The organism is Kluyvera huaxiensis (genome assembly GCF_040149365.1).
GTDB classification, from domain to species: Bacteria; Pseudomonadota; Gammaproteobacteria; order Enterobacterales; family Enterobacteriaceae; genus Kluyvera; species Kluyvera intermedia_A.
The window spans coordinates 79,490-101,810 of sequence record NZ_JBEFLV010000018.1 but is presented as its reverse complement, the minus strand read 5'-3'; the positions used below and the strand labels follow the sequence as shown (position 1 = coordinate 101,810).

Annotated in this window: 25 protein-coding genes and 1 pseudogene; 22 read left to right on the top strand and 4 right to left on the bottom strand. The window is 50.9% G+C overall.

All coding sequences use genetic code 11. The features are described from left to right. Positions 1–148 precede the first annotated feature (148 nt). From dnaE to ABOC97_RS17875, 4 genes and pseudogenes are all read left to right on the top strand, one after another. The gene (gene dnaE / locus ABOC97_RS17890; RefSeq protein WP_022649895.1) at positions 149–2,512 is read left to right on the top strand and encodes a DNA polymerase III subunit alpha; all 2,364 of its coding nucleotides are present in this window, start codon (positions 149–151) and stop codon (positions 2,510–2,512) included. 2 nt (positions 2,513–2,514) lie between these two features. Beyond that, positions 2,515–3,210, top strand: coding sequence for an NUMOD4 motif-containing HNH endonuclease (locus ABOC97_RS17885; protein WP_022649896.1), 696 nt, complete (start codon positions 2,515–2,517; stop codon positions 3,208–3,210). Between the two features lie 51 nt (positions 3,211–3,261). Next, positions 3,262–4,401: pseudogene (locus ABOC97_RS17880) on the top strand (helix-hairpin-helix domain-containing protein); the annotation flags it as partial. Further along, the gene (locus tag ABOC97_RS17875; protein WP_022649898.1) at positions 4,398–4,841 is read left to right on the top strand and encodes a DUF7740 domain-containing protein; all 444 of its coding nucleotides are present in this window, start codon (positions 4,398–4,400) and stop codon (positions 4,839–4,841) included. The pseudogene ABOC97_RS17880 and the gene ABOC97_RS17875, both read left to right, overlap by 4 nt. A gap of 38 nt (positions 4,842–4,879) precedes the next feature. Here ABOC97_RS17875 and ABOC97_RS17870 read toward each other — a convergent pair whose 3' ends face one another. The 3 genes from ABOC97_RS17870 to ABOC97_RS17860 form a co-directional block, all read right to left on the bottom strand. Further along, positions 4,880–5,524: a hypothetical protein gene (locus ABOC97_RS17870; protein WP_022649899.1), complete on the bottom strand. Its 645-nt coding sequence runs from the start codon at positions 5,522–5,524 to the stop codon at positions 4,880–4,882. A 65-nt stretch (positions 5,525–5,589) separates the two neighbouring features. Next, a complete protein-coding gene (locus ABOC97_RS17865; RefSeq protein ID WP_022649900.1) occupies positions 5,590–6,147 on the bottom strand; it encodes a helix-turn-helix transcriptional regulator in 558 nt (185 codons plus the stop codon). Between the two features lie 81 nt (positions 6,148–6,228). Further along, positions 6,229–6,453, bottom strand: a complete 225-nt coding sequence (locus ABOC97_RS17860) for a hypothetical protein (protein WP_071785233.1) — start codon at positions 6,451–6,453, stop codon at positions 6,229–6,231. Positions 6,454–6,710: 257 nt separating this feature from the next. Here ABOC97_RS17860 and ABOC97_RS17855 point away from each other — a divergent pair, with 257 nt between their 5' ends. The 11 genes from ABOC97_RS17855 to ABOC97_RS17805 all read left to right on the top strand — a co-directional run bounded on the left by ABOC97_RS17855 (position 6,711) and on the right by ABOC97_RS17805 (position 13,930). Then, the gene (locus tag ABOC97_RS17855) at positions 6,711–7,142 is read left to right on the top strand and encodes a hypothetical protein (RefSeq protein WP_022649901.1); all 432 of its coding nucleotides are present in this window, start codon (positions 6,711–6,713) and stop codon (positions 7,140–7,142) included. A gap of 119 nt (positions 7,143–7,261) precedes the next feature. Continuing rightward, on the top strand, positions 7,262–8,290 hold the full coding sequence (locus ABOC97_RS17850; protein WP_004110098.1) for a hypothetical protein: 1,029 nt from the start codon (positions 7,262–7,264) through the stop codon (positions 8,288–8,290). Between the two features lie 60 nt (positions 8,291–8,350). Then, positions 8,351–9,295, top strand: a complete 945-nt coding sequence (locus ABOC97_RS17845; protein ID WP_022649902.1) for a 5'-3' exonuclease family protein — start codon at positions 8,351–8,353, stop codon at positions 9,293–9,295. Beyond that, a complete protein-coding gene (locus ABOC97_RS17840; protein ID WP_000920226.1) occupies positions 9,295–9,561 on the top strand; it encodes a hypothetical protein in 267 nt (88 codons plus the stop codon). The genes ABOC97_RS17845 and ABOC97_RS17840 overlap by 1 nt, the downstream gene beginning before the upstream one ends. A 2-nt stretch (positions 9,562–9,563) precedes the next feature. After that, complete coding sequence (locus tag ABOC97_RS17835; RefSeq protein ID WP_022649903.1) at positions 9,564–11,906, top strand: intein-containing recombinase RecA; 2,343 nt, start codon at positions 9,564–9,566, stop codon at positions 11,904–11,906. Positions 11,907–12,056: 150 nt separating this feature from the next. After that, positions 12,057–12,428 (top strand): DUF2591 domain-containing protein, encoded by a 372-nt coding sequence (locus tag ABOC97_RS17830; protein WP_022649904.1) that lies wholly within the window; start codon positions 12,057–12,059, stop codon positions 12,426–12,428. Further along, positions 12,412–12,822, top strand: coding sequence for a DUF7238 family protein (locus ABOC97_RS17825; RefSeq protein ID WP_004110040.1), 411 nt, complete (start codon positions 12,412–12,414; stop codon positions 12,820–12,822). Before ABOC97_RS17830 ends, ABOC97_RS17825 begins: the two co-directional genes overlap by 17 nt. Before the next feature lie 68 nt (positions 12,823–12,890). Then, positions 12,891–13,166 (top strand): hypothetical protein, encoded by a 276-nt coding sequence (locus tag ABOC97_RS17820; RefSeq protein WP_022649905.1) that lies wholly within the window; start codon positions 12,891–12,893, stop codon positions 13,164–13,166. 40 nt (positions 13,167–13,206) lie between these two features. Continuing rightward, entirely contained in the window at positions 13,207–13,386 is a 180-nt protein-coding gene (locus tag ABOC97_RS17815; protein ID WP_022649906.1) for a hypothetical protein, read from the top strand. Next, the gene (locus ABOC97_RS17810; protein WP_022649907.1) at positions 13,383–13,718 is read left to right on the top strand and encodes a hypothetical protein; all 336 of its coding nucleotides are present in this window, start codon (positions 13,383–13,385) and stop codon (positions 13,716–13,718) included. The genes ABOC97_RS17815 and ABOC97_RS17810 overlap by 4 nt, the downstream gene beginning before the upstream one ends. After that, positions 13,718–13,930, top strand: a complete 213-nt coding sequence (locus ABOC97_RS17805) for a hypothetical protein (protein ID WP_006812558.1) — start codon at positions 13,718–13,720, stop codon at positions 13,928–13,930. The genes ABOC97_RS17810 and ABOC97_RS17805 overlap by 1 nt, the downstream gene beginning before the upstream one ends. 609 nt (positions 13,931–14,539) lie before the next feature. On the opposite strand, the gene repA is transcribed toward ABOC97_RS17805, so the two are convergent. Then, positions 14,540–15,604 carry a replication protein RepA gene (gene repA / locus ABOC97_RS17800; RefSeq protein ID WP_016051671.1) on the bottom strand — a complete coding sequence of 355 codons (1,065 nt, stop codon included), beginning with the start codon at positions 15,602–15,604 and terminating at the stop codon, positions 14,540–14,542. 744 nt (positions 15,605–16,348) lie between these two features. Here repA and ABOC97_RS17795 point away from each other — a divergent pair. The 7 genes from ABOC97_RS17795 to ABOC97_RS17765 all read left to right on the top strand — a co-directional run bounded on the left by ABOC97_RS17795 (position 16,349) and on the right by ABOC97_RS17765 (position 22,287). Continuing rightward, the gene (locus tag ABOC97_RS17795; RefSeq protein ID WP_022649908.1) at positions 16,349–16,993 is read left to right on the top strand and encodes a hypothetical protein; all 645 of its coding nucleotides are present in this window, start codon (positions 16,349–16,351) and stop codon (positions 16,991–16,993) included. Between the two features lie 75 nt (positions 16,994–17,068). After that, the gene (locus ABOC97_RS17790; RefSeq protein WP_022649909.1) at positions 17,069–17,563 is read left to right on the top strand and encodes a GNAT family N-acetyltransferase; all 495 of its coding nucleotides are present in this window, start codon (positions 17,069–17,071) and stop codon (positions 17,561–17,563) included. Between the two features lie 175 nt (positions 17,564–17,738). Next, positions 17,739–18,824: a metallophosphoesterase family protein gene (locus ABOC97_RS17785; RefSeq protein WP_022649910.1), complete on the top strand. Its 1,086-nt coding sequence runs from the start codon at positions 17,739–17,741 to the stop codon at positions 18,822–18,824. After that, a complete protein-coding gene (locus ABOC97_RS17780) occupies positions 18,779–19,057 on the top strand; it encodes a hypothetical protein (RefSeq protein WP_045261882.1) in 279 nt (92 codons plus the stop codon). Before ABOC97_RS17785 ends, ABOC97_RS17780 begins: the two co-directional genes overlap by 46 nt. Then, positions 19,054–20,970 (top strand): AAA family ATPase, encoded by a 1,917-nt coding sequence (locus ABOC97_RS17775; protein ID WP_022649911.1) that lies wholly within the window; start codon positions 19,054–19,056, stop codon positions 20,968–20,970. The genes ABOC97_RS17780 and ABOC97_RS17775 overlap by 4 nt, the downstream gene beginning before the upstream one ends. Continuing rightward, a complete protein-coding gene (locus ABOC97_RS17770) occupies positions 20,960–21,706 on the top strand; it encodes a hypothetical protein (protein ID WP_004110014.1) in 747 nt (248 codons plus the stop codon). The genes ABOC97_RS17775 and ABOC97_RS17770 overlap by 11 nt, the downstream gene beginning before the upstream one ends. Before the next feature lie 11 nt (positions 21,707–21,717). Beyond that, positions 21,718–22,287 carry a RuvC family protein gene (locus ABOC97_RS17765; protein WP_022649912.1) on the top strand — a complete coding sequence of 190 codons (570 nt, stop codon included), beginning with the start codon at positions 21,718–21,720 and terminating at the stop codon, positions 22,285–22,287. The last annotated feature ends 34 nt before the right edge of the window (positions 22,288–22,321 follow it).

Below are 22,321 nucleotides of genomic sequence, written 5' to 3'. Positions count from 1 at the left end.
GCAGCGTCTGAAACTGGCCGGGCTTGTCTGGCGTGTCCGGATAGGCCCGAGTGCCACCAGTCAGCCAAAGAGGTTGCGATTTCGATGTATGGGAAGTTCGTTGGCTTCCCCAATGACAAAATCAAGAAAACCAGAAAGGTAAAAACACATGAAGGCTCTGATGGTCAGAACTGACTTCTCCCTGGGAGAGTCGGCTCTAAAAGCAGAAAACGCGGTGAAAATCGCGAGAGAAGCTGGCTACACCGCTGTCATTTCCGCTGACAGCATGAACATTGCCAGTGTGATCCCCCTGCAGCGTGCCGCTGGCGACGACATGGCGGTTATTTGTGGTGTTAAGCTGAATGTGGTCGACGATCCGACATACGAGCACCGCGCCCGCCTGGCGAAAGAGTCAGGGGGATGTATGGAATCATTGGTACGTGATCGCAGCTACTGCTTTACGGCACTGATAAAGAATGAGCAAGGTTATCGCGACGTGTGCGAACTGATGACCTTAGCCAACAAGCGCGAGCAATTCTACTTTGTCCCTCGTCTGGCACTTGACCAGCTGGCGACCGCATATGCCAAAGGCAACATCATCCTGCTGACGTCCGACATTGGCAGTGTATTCCAGCGCCGGGACTTCACAAAGATTATCGGGACGCTGGTGACAGCTGGAGGACGCGATAACTTCTACAGCGTGGTTTATCCGCACCCTACCCCATTCTACGACCAGATTAACGTCCGGGCGATGAAAGTAGCGAGCGCACTGAAAATAGAGCCAGTGGCGTTCTATCCCGCTTATTACGAAGCGGTCGACGACGCTGACATTAAAGACATTGCGCACATGGTTACGAACAACATCAAAATCGACCAGCCGCATCGTCTGCGTATTCCCCACCAGCGAGATAATGCCGTTAATGGTCGCCGCCATCTCCTTGAAGCGCTGAAAGCCTTCTCCATTCGAATGGATGTGCCGGTAACAGCTGCAATGGCCTCAACAACGCAGGACACCATTATTGAAGCCTGCACATGGCGCTGGCATGAATTGCCACCAGCACTGCCCAAGATGGCAGACGACGAACCTGCAACGCTGATGAAGCTGGCTGTCGCGGGGCTGCGCAAGCGTCTTACTACCAAAGAGTTTGGCTACACACCACCGGCTTCTGAGCACCGTGTGTATGTTGATCGCCTGAAGTACGAAATGGACACACTGACCCGCCTGGGCTTCTGTGGCTACTTCCTGATGGTGCGCGACCTGATGAATCACAGTCGTGAAACTGGCATTCCTGTCGGGCCAGGTCGTGGTTCCTCTGCCGGGTCTCTGGTGGCGTGGTGCATAGGCATAACCAACGTTGATCCTATCCGTCACGGTCTTCTGTTTGAGCGTTTCATTAACCCTGAACGTCTCGACTTGCCGGATGCGGATCTGGACTTCAGCCAGGCACGTCGTCATGAGGTGATCGAGTATCTGAATGAACGCTATGGCGAAGATTACGTTGCCGGTATTCCGAACTTCACCTATCTGGGCGCTGCTTCGGCGCTGCGTGACACTGCGCGTATTTACGGTGTCGACGCTGCGGATATGGCGGTATCCAAAGAGTTCAAGAATCTGGAAGACGATAGCCTGTCGCTGGAAGAGCTGCGCGAGCAACTGGCCAGCCTGGACAAATACGCCACGAAAAACCCGGAAGCGTTCAAAGCGGCGTGTAAGCTGCAAAGCCTGATGCGTGGTTTTGGTCGTCACGCTGCGGGGATGATCGTCGCTGGTGTTCCATTGGTAGAGCGCACGCCCGTCGAGCTGCGTGGCAATGCTCGCTGTATTGCGTTCGATAAACGTTACTGCGAGGCGATGGGGCTGATTAAGCTGGACGTTCTCGGTCTGGCAACGCTCGATCTGCTGGATAGCGCGAAACGCTACATCAAAGAGAGTACCGGGGAAGACATCAATCTCGATGCTATCCCACTGGACGATCGCAAGGTTCTGGATGGGTTCGCTGCAGGGTACACGCAGGGCGTATTCCAGCTGGAGTCCGGCCCCATGCGTAAGTTACTTAAAGATCTGGGCGGTGGCATTGAGCCAATGAGCTTTAAAACCGTTGTCGCTACTACCGCGCTATTTCGACCTGGCCCGATTCAGTCAGGCATGTTGGACGACTATGTCTCCGTAGCCAAAGGCTTCATGGCTCCACATTCAATTCATCCGCGTCTTGAGGAAGCAACTAAAGAAACCAACGGCGTTTTACTCTATCAAGAGCAGATCATGAAAAGCTCTCGCGTACTCGCTGGATTCTCTATGGCTGAGGCTGACGCTCTGCGTTCCGCTATCGGTAAAAAGAACATGGATAAGATGAAAGCGATCGGCAGCGATTTTGTAGAACGAGCGCAAGCAGGTTGGGTGACACTGTCACTTGAAAACGGAAGCACAGTAGAAGTCCACAAAAAGGCCAAGCTGATGTGCTCTGACGGCAAACGCAGAACCTATGACGAAGCGATTGGTGATAACGCTGATATTGTTGATTTTGGAGTTTGACGGTGGAAGAAATTTGGAAATCCATTCCTGAGTTTGAAGGTTATTACGAAGCATCCAGTTTAGGTCGCATTCGCTCTTTAGATGTTATACGAACAGCCCCCAATGGGGGCGAATGGGTGAAGAAGGGGCAAATCCTCAAACCTCGCGTAATCAATGATTTTGGACATCTGGGCGTGAAACTAAGCGTCAACGGCGTCAAATGCGACCGCACAGTTCATTATCTGGCAGCAACTGCATTCCACGGAGAACGACCAGAAGGCTTACTTATTCGTCATCTTGACGGAAGACCATCAAACAATGCGCCCTCCAATCTCGCGTATGGCACTCAAGTCGACAACATGGCTGACGCCATTGCACACGATACCGTTGAGTTTGGTGAGAGGCGCTACAACGCCAAGCTAACCAACGAAGTCGTCATTGCTATTCGCATTAAAAAGTCAGAAGGCGCTCTGAACAAAGACCTCGCGGCCGAATATGGTTTAACTGAGCTTTACATTCACCATATCGTCACCGGGAAGAAATGGGCACGAGTTGGTGGGCCGATCGTTGTCTCAAGAGCATCCAAAAAACTGGATGCTGAAGCAAGAGCTGAGGTGGTCGCCTTGCGCAAGGCTGGCGCAACCTATGAAAAGTTGCGAGAAAAATTCGGCATCTCTAACACTCAAATCGCAAATATCTTAAAAAAAGCTAGCGTTTGAAGCAAATGACGGGAAAAACACATGAAAATTGCCAAAGTTATTTCCGAGCAGGAAGGTCTTAGCCCTGAGAAAGCCCAAGAAATATGGGACGCCTTTGAGAAGTTCGGTGGATATGCCTTCAACAAATCACACTCCGTTGCCTACTCGCTGATCAGCTATCAGTCTATGTGGTTAAAGACACATTACCCTGCTGAGTTCTTCGCTGCTGCTCTCACCATTCTGGGCGAGGATAAGCACCAGGGGCTGGTTAAGGATGCGCTGACCTATGGCATTCGCGTATTGCCACCAGACGTTAACGTGTCATCTAACCGAATTGAGATCCGCACGCTGGAAGACGGCAGCCAGGTTCTGTATGCGCCATTCTCTGCTGTGAAAGGCTGCTCTGAGAATGGTTGCCAGGCCATCATGAGAGCGCGTGAGAAAGTTGGCGGTAAATTCGAGTCACTTGAGCAATTTGAGGAAGCGGTCGAGAAGCGTGCGTGTAACAGCCGGGTACGCGAGTCACTGCAAAAAGTAGGTGCGTTCGCATCGATTGAGCCTGGCAGTCTGCCAGCGACAGATCCGGAACGGCTGCGCGACCAGGCAGAGTTGATGGGCAATCTGGTGATCGACGCTGTAAAAGCCTCTCGACCGTTCGAGATGAACCCTAAGCGCTCTGCTGAAGTGAATGTACTGATGACTCGCATGGCGGCCGAAATGGGTCTGGGAGACGACCTGATCCGCCCAAGCATTGGCATTAAGCCGAAAATCATGGTCATTCTGGACAACGCGAACGGCAATGATGGGCGTACCGGCTACTTCATGGAGAACGGCTACGACGACTTTAAGGCGAAGTTGCTTACTGCAGGCGATCTGCGTATGGGCGATCTCTACGTCACCGGCGTGTGCAAAAAGGTGAAGGACAAAGAGAAGGACTACACCAAAGACGAAATCGGCCAGTTCATCGACTTTGTGCGTGAAGAGATCAATCTGGTGCGTCCGACCTATGTGCTGACGTGTGGCAGCCGGGCGACGTCACTCTTCAACAACAAGAGCAAACCATCCGACCTGGTTGGACGCAAAGAGTATCTGCCAGAGCTGGATGTGACCGTTTTCTACGGATTTAACCCGAACATTTTGTACTTTCGCCCAGAGGAAGGCGAAAAGCTGGAAGCAATTCTGGCAGAGGTAGCGGAGACTATTAGCAAATGAATAAAGAGAACACCATGAACGAGGCACAGAAGATTGCACAAGCGCTGGCGGCTATCCCCGCGGATTTTCAGGATAAAGCAGTTGCGGCCACCATGCGGTCGCAGTTCTGGGAAATCATCGACTGCCCGGTCACGTTAGATCTGGCGCTGGCGTTCGCCGGGCTGGATGGCGCCGATAAAGTCAGTCGTCTGCGTAAATGTGCCAGAGCGCTGGCGCTTAAAACGCAAGATCCGAAGGCGTGCCAGTATCTGCTGGAGATCTACGAATCAGATAACCCAGAGGAACAGCTGGAGGCATTCAAAGTATTCCGCAATCGGCTGGTACTGAAGGTGGCCAAAGAATTTATGGAAGTTAACAAAATTGGCGATGTGAGACAGTACAGGCTGAAGCGCCAGATAAGAGTCACTCTATCCAACATTTTTGGTAAGAAAGTCGCATAAAGCAAAAACCCGCCAAATGGCGGGTTATATGATCTAAATTATTCCGGTTTGAAGCCTTTGAACCGAACGAATACTGCGCACAAATCTGTCGGCAAAATAATACCTCCCTCAAACCCGCCATTGTTTTTCCCCAACCCAGCATTAACAAATGAGAGTAAAAGCGCTTCATCTGATATTTGATGGTGGTTATTTTCATCGTATTTGGAAAAAGTATCTAACTCATCAATCTCAAAGGAAGGGATACGTTCAAGCGCAACCATTAAGCGACGTAATGTAATAAAATCAATGTGCTCAAACGCAAACGCTTTCAAGAATGCTGCTGCAATTTCTGGCTTATTTTCACTCTCCATGCGGTCAATGATTTCAATCAGTCTATCGCCGGCCTTACCCGCAAATTTGTCATTTTCATTCAACCGATTGGCCATATTTATTCGTGTAGCATCGTCTAGATCGGCGAAGCCAGAGATGAAACGAATTAACTTTTCCGTAAACCGACGATCATGCACTGAGCTAACCGTCTTGAAAATTCCAACGAGAGTATTGAGTAAAGGAATCGACTCAAGCGTTCCCGATTCAAGGGCAGAGTCAATAGCTATCTCACCGTATTCCTTGAACAGATCGGTTACATCATCAGATTTTATAACCTCAACCAATTCACTACCACGTTTGGAGTCTTGGGCCATAATTCCTCAATTGCACATCGTTATTAATATAAAATGGAGGGGCAGTAAGACCAAACGCGTAAGGACTATGAAATAGTTTTACGTCGACGTTCGATTAGTGCTGCCGCTATTGACTCAACTTCTTGAAAATCTTTTGAAGCGCTTGCACGTAAGGCAAGGTTCCATTTACTCAGCACACGAGCGTTATTTACCAAGTTGCTGTCTTCTTTTAATCGACCGTTCTTTAGTAACCATTCGGCTACATCAGCCCAATCCCAGAGTGGGGATTGGCCTTTAATGCGTTGGACTGGGCAAGGGAAGTCGCCGCTACCGCGAGTGCCATCTTTCAACATTGCAATCGCCTGTCGGGACATTTCTGTAATTTCTGCAATGTCGCTCAGGCCAACAAGAGCAGAGTCGACAGATTCAACAATAGCGCCGATACCGGCTGATTCGATATTGTCAATCGCTGATGCAATAGCAGCATCCAGCGATTCGGCTTCGCGGTCGAACTCAACATAGACGGAGTTTCCATATGCGCAAATCAGCGCATCGTCACAGCCGCTTTCGTACAGCGCGTCTTCCAGTCCTTCGGTCTCATACGTTACGCCTGAGAGTGTCAGAGTGAAGTTAAAAAGCGCCATAGTACCTCTTCGTTTAGTATTCAGAGTATTCTCTTATTTATTCGGTAAGGAGTTGTTGTAGCAACTCCTTACCGGGCAAAATCAATCGCAGCGTTTAACCATACGAATGATTTGCTTGGCATGGTTTTCAGCACTTTTCGGCGTTGACCATACACTCATTTGGTGATCTCGGTGTTCACCTTCTGGATTGCCACAGCGCAATTTGCAAAAACAGTGTGCAGAATCGCCTGGTGGAACCCAAACCCAGCCTTGAGTTACAGCATATTCAATGGCCGCTTGAATGTGCTTATTAGGATGCGTCTTCAGATACAATTTATCTCCGGCATATTATATGTTCGATGTTGACAACTGTCAACGGCGAGTAAACTCAATCCGTCCGTATCTCCACCACATTGTCGTACGCTGTCTACGGCCAGCTTTTAACGGGGCATAGAGTACCAGAACCGCCTGATTTTTCACTGGCTTACCTATCTCATAACCTCCATTTCATCGTGTCATAATCTCCAATGCCTGTTTCCATTATGATAAAATTGATACATATAAATAAGCAGGCAATTAACACTATGAGCACCGATATCTACGAAAAAATCATGTCCGATCTTGAGTTCGATCGCGACAATCTGGAGGAAGTCTGGCGTCAGCAGCCGCGTCTTTTGATGGAGTACGGCTCTAAGCTGGCGCGGGCAGAACGCGAGGTCGCGGATGCAAAACTCTCCCTCGATGCGATTGAGGCGAAAATCTACGATAATGAGCGTAAGAACCTGAGTATGAACGGCATTAAGTTCAATGAATCCGTACTGGAGGCGAAGGTGAGAACCAACCCGCAATACCTCGCAAAGCGCCAGAAACTCGACGATGCCCGGCACATTGCAGATCTGTACAAGCACGCTGTGGCCGCCTTCTCTCACCGCCGCGACATGATTGTCCAGGCGTCCAAAATGGCTATCGTGGAGATTGAACGTTTGGGCGCCGAACGTTTCCACTCTTCCCGTTAATTTATGCTAGATCGTAAGTAAGTACTGATCTATCATCCTTCTCGCTCGAAAGAGCCACGAATAAACGAACGCCCAACGCGCATAGCGCCAATGGCCACAATCACAACAAGGAGAAATATATGTCTAAGTCATTACTTGATCTGCTTAACAAGACCCGTGGCGATATTGCTTCTAAACGTGGCAATAACGTTGATTTGACCCGTCTGAAAGACGGCAATAACTATCTGCGCATTTTTCCGAACAAGGACGACCCGAATGGCGTGTTCTTCCAGACTTTCGGTATGCACTACGTTAAGCATCAGAATGAGGAAGGCAAAGATGTAACAACCGCCTACATCTGCGAACAGCACACCCACGGCCACGCTTGCCAGCTGTGTGAGATGGTTATGGAAGGTCGTGCTCGCTTTAAGGGCAACAAAGCGATGGAAGAGCGCATTAACAGTATGCGTGCTACACCGCGTTATCTGGTCAACGGTGTTCTGTCTGCGCGTGAAGACTTTGCAGACGCAGAGAAATGCCAGTTGATTGAGCTGCCGTCTACGGTCTTCGACGATATCTGCAAAGTGATGTCCGAAGATATTGCGGATGATATCGGCAACCCACTGAGCAAAGAAGAAGGCTATGCGTTCCTGATTAAGCGTACCGGTTCCGGTCGTGACACCAAGTACGACGTATCCCCGAAACGTAAAGTCTACAAAGGCGACATTCCTGAGAAGCTCTGGACTACCCAACACGATCTGATCGCATACGCGAACCAGGCTGACGAAACTCGTCTGCTGTCTACGGCTCGCACTATGGGTCGTCTGATTGGTATTGCGGCTCCGGCAGCAACAATGTCCTCTCCGGCCATTTCTTCCGCTGCAAAATCAGCTGCTGCTGAACTGCCAGGCTTTGGCTCTATCACTGGTCATACGGAAGGCGCAGCTGCTGTCGCTACAGCACACACTCCGGCTCCAGAGTCCACCAGTCTGGTTGATGAAGAGATCCTGCGTGCCGCTGAAGCTGAGTTCAAACCGGAAACTAAACCGGAAGAAGTTAAAGCTCCGGAAGCCGCCGCAGCTGCAAGTGCTTCAGCATCTGCTGCCGCTGCATCTGCACCAGCTGACGAAGGTCTCGACGACCTGCTGGCTGAACTGGACGCTCTGTAATCCCATAACGTGACCAGTAAGGCGTCTACGGACGCCTTACTTTTTGGAAGGAGTGTACCGGTGAATTATCTCTTTGTGGACGGTAACAGCCTGGGCTATTACCACCAGCAATCCGACAAATTACACAACGGCGAGATGGAAGTTCAGGCGGCTTTTGGCTTCGTGAAGAACGTTCGTCGTTACGCCTCAATTCTCCATGCCCGCCCAATGATCTTGTGGGATGGATTCAGCGACAAACGTCGCGACTTCTACCCGGAGTACAAAGCGAATCGCGATGACGACCCGGATATGAAGAAGATGAAAGAAGGCTTTGCCATCCAGAAGCCGTACATCTTGAAAATGATGACCGCGCTGGGCGTTAACCAACTCATTGCAAAGGACGCAGAAGCGGACGACCTGGCTGGAATGCTGGTCTCTCGCCTGGCTCCGCAGCCGACCGTCGATCACATCTACCTGCTGACGGGCGATGGCGACTGGCTCCAGTTGGTTCGCGAGAATGTGAGCTGGGTAAGCCTGCGTGAAGATGCCAAGCACAAGCAGGTGAACTTCGAACAGTTCGCAGAGCTGACAGGTCTGCCAACACCACGCGCGTTTCTGGAAGCGAAAGCGTTGCAGGGCGATAACTCGGACAACATCAAAGGCGTCGGCGGCATTGGTGATGGTGGCGCGAAAGAGCTGCTTCATGAGTGGGGAAGCGTGGCCGCAATGGTACGCGGCATTAACGACGGCTCCATTGTCATCAATAAGGGTCGCTATAAGACGGCATTCAACAAGCTGGCAAAGAACGCCTTCAACGAGAAGACGGGCTGCCGGATGCTCGAAGCCTTTAAGCGCAACATGATGCTGATGAACCTTATCGACACAAAATTCCCACCCAGCGAAATCGAGTCGATTAAAGGCGCACGCGACATGAATGCCTTCGAACAGATGTGTTACGAGCTGAATTTCCGGTCGTTTCTGGAAGATCTGGAAGTGTTTGTTCTGCCATTTGAGAGGTACTGCTGATGCTGAAGTCCATCATTAATGGCGGGGCAACTACGCCAACCATGCTGGCTAAAGAGATTGTCTTCTGCCACGGCGAGCACGCTGTGGTGGCGCTGCCGAACATTCTGGGCGCTGCTGGCATTTCTGCAACTGAGCGCGAGTTCGCGCTGGTCAGCGAGCAGGTCGTGAAGATCATCGCTCGCGTCGCCAAACACCTGAACCACGACGCAATCAAGTTTGACGAAGCCGCTGCTTCGAAGCGAATCAACGAATCAAAAGGAGCCTAATCATGGCAAAAGGCAAATCCGCACTGGCACTGGCGCTGAAAAAGAAAATCGGCAGCAATGACGAGATCCAGAAGGTCTCCCACTGGATTGACTCCGGTTTCCCTCCACTAAACAAAGCCATTTCCGGACGTTACGACGGTGGTTTTCCGTGTGGACGTATCGTTGAAGTCTTCGGGCCACCAAGCGCGGGGAAATGTGTTACCGCAGACACCATGCTGCTGACGGAGCGTGGAATGGTAACAGTGAAAGAACTGTTTGAGATTGAGGGGCACAAAGCAACATGCACTACTCGCGATGTAGAGCATAACGTTGGACTCATCAATGAAAATGGCGTGATAGAGAAGACCTCACACCTGACATGGAACAACCGTCGCAAATTCAAGCGCATTAAGCTGGCATCAGGGGGTTACATCGAGGCTACGTTCCGTCACCCAATTCGTGTGGTTGACGACTTAGGCAATATCGTCTGGCGGTATGCTGAAAAAATCAGTGTAGGCGACACGATTCCTTCAATGGTTGGCACACATCAATTCGGCGATCAGCACTTGGATGCCAATATCGCAAAACTGATGGGCTATTTAATTGCTGACGGATACGTGGCCTCTGAAAATTCTGTGCATTTTTCTAACACAGATCCATTCATCAAGGATGAGTACTACCGCCTCATTTCGCTGGTATCAAACAAGATGCCAGTTACGAGAAAACATAACGGCTCGGAAGACCATGTGCTGTTTAGCAAAGAGGTGCGTTCGCTGCTTTTTAAAGAATATGGTCTGGAGTATGAGAAAGCTGCTGGCAAGCAGGTTCCGTTGAGTGTGCGTCGCGCCAATAGCGAGGCTCAAATTGCATTCCTTCGCGGCTACTTTGAGCTGGAATGCCACGTCAATGATGGTCGCTGCATTGAGGTTGTGAGCGCGAGTGGGCTGCTGCTACAGCAAATTCGCCTCATGCTCCTGAATCTGGGGATTACGTCAACTATCTCTGAAAAACACGTCGCAGGTTATAAAAACATATATTACCGGCTGTCATTCAGTGGCTCTAACTACGACCTTTTCCTGTCAACGATTGGGTTCGAGTCTCCGGCTCGTTTAGCAGTGGCAACCAAACGGGACATTAGTTTTGACCGCACTTATTTAGGCTACGTTCCGCACATCAGCGGCTTAGTGAAATCACTCTACGAGTCACTCACCAAGACCTCTCGTAAAGACTACGTTCTGGTAGATCACGTTATTGGCCGCGGCGATCGTGTCGGAATAGACAAACTGCGAGAAATCTATGTCTCCTTCATTGGCAGAAAAAATCGTTTTAACGAGCATCTGTTTGCACAACTGGCAGCGGTAATTGACTCTAACTTGTTCTACGACGAAGTCGTGGCTATTGAGGAAGGTGAAGCACCAACGTTCGACGTAGCGATGCCGGAAACACACTCTTTCTGGTCTAACGGGATTATCAGCCACAACACATTCCTCGCGACGGCAGCGATGGTGTCAGCACAGAAACAGGATGGTCTGGCCGTGTTCCTTGACCACGAAAACAGTTTCGACGTTGGTCTGGCGGTAGCGAACGGACTGAACGCCGACGAAGACGACGGTCAGTGGGTCTACAAACAGCCGGATACCTTCGAAGACTCCGTAGAGCTGATCGGCACAATCCTCAAGCTGGTGCGCGACGAAGAGCTTATCCCGGAAACAGCTCCTATCTGCATCGTTGCCGACTCTCTGGCGTCGATGGTTCCGAACTCGAAGGCTGAGAAGTTCGACAAGATGGCAGAAGGTACTGCGAAGGACAAAGATCAGCTGAACATGAACGACAACACGGCGCTGGCGCGCGCGACGAGTGCGAACTTCCCTACTCTGGCGCTTTGGGCGCGTAAGTACAACGCGTGCATCATCTTCTTGAACCAGGTGCGTACCAAAATTGGCGTGATGTTTGGCGATCCGACGACGTCTCCAGGTGGCGACTCTCCGAAGTTCTACGCGTCGGTGCGCATCCGTCTGGGCGCATCCGTTATGAAGGATGGCAAAGAGAAGATCGGACAGGACGTTGGCGCCGAGTGCATTAAAAACAAAGTCGCGCCTCCGTTTGGCAAATGCTCATGGAAATTCTACTTCGACCCGACTCGCGGGCTGGACGTCATCGAATCGCTGGTTGAGTACATGCTGGAGGAAGGATACCTGCCCAAGAACGCCAGCGGGCGTGTGGAAATTGGCGATAAGAAATACACCAAATCGCAGATCGTCGAGATGTACCGCGAGAAGCCACTCCCGGAAATCATCGCAGCACTCCAGGCGATAGACGAACGGCGAGCGAAAGAGTCGTCCCCAGCAGAGACAGAAGAAGCGTAATCACAAGGCGTCCACTTGGACGCCTTTTTTATTTCCGTATTATCACCAACAAGAAAACAAATTGGTTACTAATACGGAATTAGCATCCGTAGAAGTACAAAGTGACAACGCCACATAGTTGTTCGGCAACGGATGAGAAGGAGATCGGGAATGAAAAATTACAGCGAGATGACGGACTTTGAGATTAACTGCCTGGTCGCGGAAGCCACCGGCCATCGACCGCTTATCTCACAATATGGCTGGAAAGGCTCACAGGAAGGCGATTACACAGCAGTGGTCGCCATCGGCCCGAACGGAGCCGGAACCTTCGACTGGTGTAACGATCCGGAAGATGCGTGGGACATTATTTATCGACACAGAATCGGCGTAATCCCCACCAGACAGCCTGGCGAGTGGAGAGCGGCCCACAGAAAGGTGGATAGCTCAACGCCACAACATCTGATCCAGAACCCTAACCCTTTCAGAGCGGCAATGACCGTGTTCCTTTTAATGCAGGAGAAAAAGCGTGAAGAAACTGTATGACGCGGCCAACGCTGCGCTGGATGTAGTGGATACCGAAATTGCCCAGGGCTTCCCGGAGCCAGAATGGGCGACGCAGCTGCGTGAGGCGATTGCAGAGATGAACGCACCGGAACCTTCAGAAGATGAAGCCGACTGGCAGCGTTTCATCAGAATGTACGCGGAAGAGATTGGCCCGACGCCCACCGCTGAACAGGCCATGCTGCTCAAGTACTTCAAGGAGGCTGGAGAGAATCTGCCGGTTGATGATACACCGCACTGGTTTCACGCCGCCTGGCGTAAGTTCGACGTGATCTACACCCGCGGTATGGGAAGTAAAGATATGGTCGTCTGGCATCTGATGCACATCGATAAAGCTGTCGACCGCACGCTGGAGAAGTTCTTTCCACCAGCCTGAACACAATGATTGTGCGCCGCATGGCGCACATTAATATAAATAAGTACTTACCAACAAGGAGAAGACACATGAAGATTTTGGTTCGAGTTTCAGCCAGCACCGACTATGACGTTTACCCGCTATTCATGGTCAAGTGCGATGGGCTGAACGATGAAGAAATTCAAGCGGCAATTGAGCGCAATCTCGTTGAGTACACTGGCATGGATGCAGATTCTGTGTATGTCGACGATGACGGTGTTTGTTGGCACAACGGTAGTTGCTGGTACGTCGACGACACGATGCCGGTAAGCGATGAAGACGCGGCTCATCTTGAGCGTATCTTAGGTATCAGCACTTTTGAGTGATATTTACAGCAAAAAATATATAAGTTAGTATCTACCTATCATGAAAACTGTATTAGACACTTTATTACTTATTGTCTCGATAGCTTTTGTGCTCGATTGCATCTTCACCGGAGCAATCCGTAAAGCGCTGGCGCCTGTTAATGGCGCGATGATTAATGCGCTGGCCGTAGTGCTGGTATTCGACTCAGCATTTGGCGTTATCAAAGGAGTCGTGGCATGAAGAAAATAGCCCTGGCTCTGGTGCTGCTCTCCCTCCCAGTCTACGCGGACACATACGTCTATGAGTGTGAGATGTCAGTGGCCGAAGTGAAAAACAACGTGATCCGCAATGTCGTCAAAGCCAGCTACGGCGCGATGGTTGTGGACAGCGGCGAACAGTTTTATGTTGTGCGCGATGATCGCGTCCTGTCTTCCCCCTATCTCACCGAACGTAACGGCAAACTGACTGGCGTGGGTGAAGATAAGTTCGTTTACAACAAATCAGGTGATGTCTACGGCGTTCACGCGAAGAACGCCAGCTATCTTTTCGATGACTGCAAGGAGGTTGGTTGATGGCGGTTACACTGGCAGGTCTGGAAATCGAAAAAACAAGCGGCTACTGGCGTGCCAAAGGGTTTAAGCAACCTGGCGTGCTGGAACGTCTGGAACGTGAGGACGGTGTCATTGTCCACCAGCGTCGCGAATGGCGCATGTACGATCCGGAAACAGGTAAGCTCACGACGAAGGCCGGGACACTCTGGGGTCTGCTGAAGAAAATCCACTGATAACACTAACCACTGCGGTGAGTAGCCAGCTCACCGCGTGCGTATCCTGCTCATAACCACTGTGGTGAGTAGAACACCATTCAGGTATGCAATCCAACCACTGTAGTGAGTAAAACGCCTGCCGTGACATCCGGTATCCACTGTAGTGAGTAAAGTGGCGATTATCGACGTCGCTATCCACTGTAGGGAGTAAACAGGCGTTCATTCGCAGCAAACAACCACTATAGCGAGTGATGGAATGCGCTCTCCAGCGGATATCCACTATAGAGAGTAAACCTTCACTGTTTTCAGCGGATATCTACTCACTACAGTGGTTAGTAAACCCAGCCAACCGATTCTGCTCTCCACAGTGGATAGCCAATAACGAAGGGAACAACGATAACCACTATAGAGAGTAGATTTAACAAGATACCCAGTGACCACTAACCTCGCAGCCCTTGATTCATCTAGGTTTGTAACCACTAACATTTATTTCGTTGTTTGCGTGCCACTGCCTACAGTGGTTACTCTTCGGTTGCTGTTACTCACTACAGTGGATAGCGGATTCCAGATAAACAAAAGGCTCACTACAGTGGATAGTGAGCCTTTCTACTCTCTACAGTGGTTGGGCTATTTACGAGTTTTAGCTTTGCGCAGCTCTTCGAGAATCGCCAGTTCTTCCTTGCTTAACATGACCATCTCACCGTCTTTTTCTTCAGGAACAACATCGATGATGTCCTCCTGATCATCACCAGGCAAGCTATCTTCCTGCTCTTCTGGTTCTTCCGGCGCAGCTTTAACTGGTGGCAATGCCGGGCGTAACTTCGGCCGCCTATAGTGGATGATGAAGTAGACCGAGCTGCCGCGCTTCACTTCGGTGTAATCGAGATAGCCGATCTCACGCAGCTGCTCCATCGCCTTCCTGACTGTCGCGTTCTGGGTAATGGTGCGGCTGGTTAAGTTAAGTCTGGCGCGTAAGCGAGCCAGCGAGATTGGTGCCGGGTCAGGTGGCAAACTTTCGATGAAGGTGTAGAGCGCCTGCGCGGATTCTTTTCTGGAGAGTTCGTTAATTGCCCGGAGTTGCAGAAGAACCTTTTTGTCGAACTGGTAGAGTTCGAAAATCTTAGGATCAGCCTGCAGCGAGACCGTGTCGTTCTTTGTGCTGTACTTTGCTGTCTGCACAAGGTGCGTCACGTAATACTCATCAGAGCCTTTACTGCGGAATGAGATAGTGTTTGTGGCAATACGAGTTAGAGAACTGTCCAGGCGCTTGCGTAACTTCGCGGACGATCTGGCCGTTGGTATGCCACAGAGCCTGACGAACTCGACGAACGGTAACGTGACGGTGTCGCCAACAACCTTGTGCTTGGCGAACGCGTGGATGATGCCTACCCACGTTTTGAAGTCGTTATCCATATCCAGACGAACGCCGGAGATCCTTATGTCCTCGTACCCTTCGGCTTTGGCCAGAGACAGCTGTTTGAGTTCAGCAGAGGCGTCCATAGAGACCATTTGCCCCTTTCTGCCCCTGGCGGTCGATTTCAGCGTCGGAACGAAGAGACCAAGACGCATCAGAGCAACAGGCTGAACTGTGTTGTTGGTGTTAGGAACTAACGTAACAACTTCACCGGTCTTTTTGTCTGTTTCTGAGAATGCTTCAACGATCGCTATGTTTTTATTGCCGTTTTCGCTCATTCCAAGTGTCTCTTTTTATTCGACCGCTTTGGTGGCCTTTGCTGATTACAGTGGATAGTAGCACTCATCGCAGCGGTTATCCTACCGCCTATAGTGGTTTTTCTACTCTCTACAGTGGTTGGTTTACTCTTCATAGTGGCTGATCTTCTCTCTATAGTGGATATCGATCACCTCTAAGGCCATGTGGCACAACGGTTTGCGGGGTACGGGGATCTTTTTGGGTCTTTGTGGGTCTATTTGGTTCTCTTTAGGATCTGAATTACTGGATCGGGCCTGTGTATAAAAATCAGGTAATTGCAAAACCAGCCATCACTCCCCTTCTGGGGATAATGTGTGGTCGAAACAAACACGCCTGAACGCAAAACTTCCAACATCTCTATGAATATCAGCCACCTGACGTAGAAAAACAGGCACTGAGTTATCCAGTTAAGACAATGTCTCCTACTCACTACAGTGGATACCGACCACTCTCCAGAGAGGTTGTTTTGCTCTTCATAGCGGTTATTATGCTCTCTACAGAGGTTACTTTCCTCCCCATAGTGGATAGTAACCCCCTCTCAGGCCAGTAACCGCAACGGCTGGAGACGATCGGGGATCTCTTTTGATCTTCTGTAGGATCTCTCTGGGGATCTAATTATTGGATCGGTCCTGTGAATAATGGGTATAAGTAAAACAGGCATTTGCAAACATCGGTGCGCCTTGTCAGTTATCGTTGCCCCGGACAAAACTATTTGAATAAGAACTATGGATCTCAAACGCACGCGCTGGGTTCGCCGTCTTGAAGATGGCTCCTACACCATTGAATCGAACACTAGCCTGAACAAACAGAAGTTGCTCTGCGACCTGTGCGGCATTGCGTCGAAGTGCCCGATTAACGAAACCCGGCTCAAACTCCACGACGCCGGGGCGCACTTCCACCTGAACAGCTGCATACGTTACGTGCCACTGCTGGCATTTCGTAAACCGATCATCGGATTAGACGCACCCTACTTCAACACACTCCGCTCTGGTGTAACATGGCGAGACCGGGTCGAACCTGGCAAGCTCGTTTGTCTGGTTGAGGCTGATACTGGAAATATCATCCGGTTCGGGAGAGTCGATAAGGTCTACTCCGGCCCGGTGGATGAGATGCTGCGGAAACACAGCCGGTTTAACCATCTCTGCATGGGTGGAGAGAAGATCGAGAAGGTTGGCGAAGTGATCCGCAAATCCTACGGACACTTCCTGAACGACGACAGCCTTCTTACGGCCATCTACATTCGCCATGTCGATCGGGAGTTCGATACGGAGTATCACAGTGCTGAAGAGTTGAATCTTGTCGACCCTCGCCCAAAAGCTGGGGTAATCGACATCAGCGTAGCGCGTCAGAAGCCCCCTGAGACGTTTTAAACGTAAACTCATGGTTTTACCGGGGCATAAAATATGGTGTCTTAGAAAGACACTGAGAGCTTTAGGGATTAATACATGAGTGAATTTTATTCAAGGGCAGCAACTGTGGCAGACATGCCATTTATCATGGGTGAGTTCGAAGACGGCGCACGCAAGGGTCACTTCTACGAAGAGATCCTCACATCAAAGGGGGGTAAAACCTTTGAGAAGCAGACCAGGCTGGCCATCAAGACGAACGAGCAGGGCCAATACTCCGGGCATTATATCTACATCCTGCTGCGCCGTTCTGATGACAAAAAAGCAGGGCTAATCTGGTTCTGTGCCGAACTCGATCCAACCGGTGCGCCACGACTTGAACTCCGTGCCGTCAGTATCGTCAAAGAGCTACGCGGGAAAGGCTATGGGTCAATGCTGGTGTCCGACATGATCGATTCAAACCCGAGCCAGCCGATGATGGCGAAGTGCTACGTCAAATCCTCGCAAATGGCCGACATGCTAAAACGCAGAGGTTTTCACCTTTTCGACACGTCCCCCAAAGGCACGCAGATGCTGTTTCGCGATCCGAAGTAATAAGCCCCCATACGGTTGAGATATTGTCACCACCATAAAAATAAGTAGGTATTTACTTATATATTTTGTCATAATCGTGTGCCTGTAGATTTTCTTCTGTGCCGTGTTGTCTGGGTTGCTCGCCTCTCAAACACGCTTAACATCTGTATCAAAATAACCACAAAGGAAAAGACACATGACATTGCCATACGGGGTGATATCAGATCCCCATTATCATCGTTGGGATGCTTTTGCGACAACAAACGCTGACGGGCTGAACTCTCGACTGGAGATCCAACTGGACGCCACGAAAGAAGCAGCCAAAGCCATGAAAGCTGCGGGCTGTAAGTACATGCTGGTGGCTGGTGATACTTTCCATGTTCGTGGTGCTATATCACCTTCCGTCCTGCATTTCGTGACTGAAACTTACGAGTGGATCATCAAAGAGTTGGGCCTCGAAGTGGTTATGCTGGCCGGCAACCACGACCTCGAAACCAACGATTCCGTATACAGCGCCAATGCAGCGGCCTCTCTGCGCTCAATCGGTGTGGAAATTGTCTGCGGCAAACGTCCTCACTCCATCAAAATGGGCGACGTAACCGTCCACCTGATTAGCTGGCGTAACAACCACGCAGAGCTTATTAGCGACCTCAAAACACTGCGTTCCGGGCTGGATGGCGACAATCACGATGTCGTTGTGCATACCTCGATCAACAAAGCGATCCCCACCATGCCAGATGTCGGCATCGACGCACAGGAACTGAAAGATATCGGCTTCCGTTTGTTGCTGTCCGGACACTACCACAACCACAAAGAAGTGCTGCCTGGAGTGGTTAGCATCGGGGCGCTGACGCACCAGAATTGGGGCGATGTTGGCTCGCTGGCTGGCTTCATGATCGTCAACCCTGACGGCACATTCACCCACTACGAAACCTCCGCACCCAAGTTCGTCAACCTTGAGGACGATGTGGAAGACGACCAAATTCGCGGTAACTACGTGCGCTTCCGTGCCGTTGTGGAGAGCGATGAAGAAGGCATCAAAATCCAGAACGTCCTGAAAACAATGGGCGCGAAGGGTGTCGTCTGCAACTTCATCCGCAAGGCATCGATGATGGAAGGCACTGCCAGTACTGCGGAGACCAGCAAAATAGACAGCCTGGGCGAGTCCGTCGCGGCGTACTGCAAAATCGTTCACGACACTGACGGCGGCTTCGACCTGAGCAAGCTGGACATGCTATGTCAGGAGATCCTGACCGAAGCGGAGAGTGCGGAGGCAGTGTGAGAACGAGCCATTCTGGGAGCTTTCGGGACTTCATCTCCACGATGAAAAGACTTGAACGAGGCCAGACGGTGATGTTCCACAAGCCCTACCCACCCAACGGAAACCCTGTGGCGTTTTATCTGGGAAGACTGAGCAAACAAGGCGTACTGAAACGGAGATCTTTCCCGGCCCACACAGAGTTTCAACTGCGAAAAGGCCAGCATTTGAATCAAAAAGTTAGAGGCATTGTATGAAATTTCTAAAGCTCCAGGTTGAGAACTTCATGGCGTTAGCCAGCGCCGAAGTTGAGTTAGACCAACGCGGTCTGGTGCTCATTCAGGGTGTTAACAGTGGCGACTCTTCTGCTGCCAGCAATGGTGCGGGCAAATCGACATTGATGAACAGCCTGATGTGGTGTCTGTATGGCGAAACTGCGCATGGCGTCAAAGGTGACGACGTGCTGTCTACAGGTCACGAGAAAAACTGTCGTGTGATGGTGACTGTTGAGGATGAAGGAAAGCGTTACGCCATCATTCGCCACCGCAAACACAAAGAGTTCAAGAACCGGCTGATCGTCCGTGGCGAAGACGGTGATATGACCAAAGGCAAAGACACACTGACGCAGGAGTTCGTTGAACGCCTGATTGGTGCATCGAAAGAGGTGTTCATGGCGTCCATCTACGCCAGTCAGGAAGCAATGCCTGATCTGCCGGGTATGTCCGACAAGAACCTCAAAACCATCGTTGAAGAAGCCGCTGGCGTCGACCGGTTAACGCGAGCCTATGCCATTGCTCGCGAGCGTGCTAATGCAGCTGCCGCACGCATGGATGTTACCAAATCCAAAATGGACGCCTGTCTCACGCTTATCGAGACCGCGCAGTCAGAGATTGAGGCGGCCAAAGCGTCCTCTGATAGTTGGGAGCGCGATCGCGGCGAACGTCTGGACAAGGCCCGCGTCGATTTGGCTGGCGCGGAGGTAACGCTGTCCGAAGTCGTGATGGAAATTCGCTCGCTGCCGGAACAGATCCGGGATACGGAAAACGCGATTGCTGGCGAACGCAGTAAGCTGGCCTCCAAAGAAGAGCATGACGCCAAACTGCTGAAGGTGCGCGGTGCGATTACGGAGATCCGCTCAAGCATCCGCACTTCAGAAGCGGCACAGAACGAGTCCATGAACCGTGCTCGCTCGTTTAAAACCAAAGCAGAAGAGGTTGGCACAAAGGTCGGAGCACCTTGTGTTACGTGCGGAAAGCCCTACTGCGAAGAAGATTTGTCCACCGTAAAGGAGAGTTTCATTGAACAAGCGCGTAATGAGATCGGCCAGGCGCAGGCATCAGCAGCGGCAGTGGCTCAACACAAAGCTCGTCTTGAGAAAGCGCTCGGCATCGAGTCTGCACTGGTCGCAGCCACACCCGACGTATCAGAAATCATCGCCAGAATCGAACGCCTGACCAATGAGCTAAGTGCGCTGCGTCATCGAGAACGTGAAGTTGTGGCCGTCGAAGCGATGGTGGCGCGGGCACGTACCGACATGAATCGCATTATGGCAGAGGTAAACCCATTTCTGGCCGTTATTAAACGTCATGAAGACAACCTTGCTGCCAATAAATCTAATCATTCAGTACTTAAAAATGAGTTAAAGAGTATTCAGGAGCAGGCTCTGTTGCTGGAGAAAGCTCGCCAGGTTTACTCCCCAGCTGGTGTGCGTTCACACATCCTGACCTCTGTTACGCCTTTCCTTAACATCAGAACTGCGGAGTATCTCAACACGCTGTCGGACGGCAACATCGTTGCCGAATGGTCGACAATGGAGACAACGAAGAAAGGCGAGTATCGCGACAAATTCAATATCAGCGTAACCAAAACAGGCTCCAGCAAATCCTTCCAGACGTTGTCTGGTGGCGAGAAGCGTAAGGTACGCATTGCGTGCTCTCTTGCTTTGCAGGATCTGGTTGCCAGTCGCGCCAGTAAGAATATCGAGCTGTTTATCGGCGATGAAATTGACGACGCGCTCGACACTGCCGGTCTGGAGCGTCTCATGGGGATTCTGGAAGCCAAAGCGCGTGAACGCGGCACAGTGATGATCATTTCCCACAAAGAGATGAAATCGTGGTTCCGGGAAACCATCACAGTCGAAGTCAAAGAGGGTCGCAGCTATGTCGTTTAACTTGAGCCGAACGCAGTTTTTGCAGATGTTTGCCGTGATGCAGTCTATAAAGCTGATAAACCACCATACGGCAAAAGCAGCTGCGCCTGCACTTTTGTGGAAAAACGAAAACATCAATGACGACCAGTTCTCGGTATTAACCAGTCTGCTGTCATCGACTCCGTTGATGCCGAGTTTGTCTATGCTGCCGTCAGGAAGCACTGCGCCGATCCTTATTAATCCATTTACGGAAGGTGGATATCTCCCACATTCTGGGCCGGGGTTCGTTGTGATTCCTGAAACCGGAACGCTGAACATCCAAGAAAATGCGCTCTTCAATGCGATGGAGACGCACATCAGCACCGCATTCACTAATCTGATTCGACACGCTAACGCACGCGCGGATCACGTTGCAATGCCGGGTGCTGCTTTCGCCAGCTTCTCTGTTGACTATGACCGACACGCGCCAATTTCAAAGCGGGCGAAACTCTGCTTTTACGAGGAGGGATGTGAAGTAGCGATTATTGAAGTACTTCTCCCCCATGTATTCAGCGCGAATGAAACGGCTGCACGCCATCTGATCGACATCATGCGGCATTTCATCGGCCAGAGCATGATCGATGCAGACATTGCTGCAGGCGTTCTAACCAACGATAGCATTCACGTTGTTAGCGACATTCCGAAGCCGCCAACTCGCGAGCCGGAAAAGACACTTGAACAGAAACTAATGGAATGCCCAACCTGGGCTACGTGGTAAGGAGACCAAAAATGAGTAAAACCATTCGTGTGGTCGGCGTCGACCCTTCAATGAGCAACTTTGGCCTGGCGATTGGCACGCTGGATCTGGAAACGGATAAGCTGGACATTCATGGCCTGACATTGGTGGAAACCAAAGCTGGCGGCAACAAGAAGACGGTTCGCGTAAACAGCGACGATCTGCGCCGCGCTAATGAAATCTGGCGTACCGCCAAGCCCATAATCGAGCAGGCTCATATGGTGTTTTGCGAATTGCCGGTTGGTAGCCAATCGAGTCGCTCTCAGACCTCATACGGCATCTGTATTGGCGTACTGGCGTGCGTGGATAAGCCACTGATACAGGTCACGCCAAACGAGATTAAGCACTATGTCGGGAATAAGCTGACCACGTCGAAGGAAGAGATCATTCAGTGGGCTACGCAGAAGCAGCCAAACGCCCCGTGGTTGCGCCGTAAGCAATCTGGTAAGGAAGTGCTGGTGAATAAAAACGAGCACCTTGCGGACGCTGTCGCGTCGATTTACACCGGTATGCAAACAGATCAATTCCTTCAGGTTCGCGATGTTCTTGCAGGAATTTTATAAGTCGGTAATTGATAGGTAAGTACTTATCTATTAA